General features: G+C 53.6%; 1 rRNA gene. It reads left to right on the forward strand.

Annotation, left to right across the window (positions count from 1 at the left end):
- Positions 1–138 precede the first annotated feature (138 nt).
- Positions 139–211 (forward strand): 5S ribosomal RNA (rrf, locus tag ADK54_RS21290); the annotation flags it as partial.

Below are 211 nucleotides of genomic sequence, written 5' to 3' on the forward strand. Positions count from 1 at the left end.
TAACGGGTGGAGCTGACTGGTACTAATAGGCCGAGGGCTTGTCCTCAGTTGCTCGCGTCCACTGTGTTTGTTCTGAAGCAATGAACAGCCGTCAGAACCCCTGGTTTCAGTGGGTTCCGGTGTTCAACTTCATAGTGTTTCGGTGGTCATAGCGTTAGGGAAACGCCCGGTTACATTCCGAACCCGGAAGCTAAGCCTTTCAGCGCCGATG

The organism is Streptomyces sp. WM6378 (assembly GCF_001279695.1).
GTDB lineage: Bacteria > Actinomycetota > Actinomycetes > Streptomycetales > Streptomycetaceae > Streptomyces.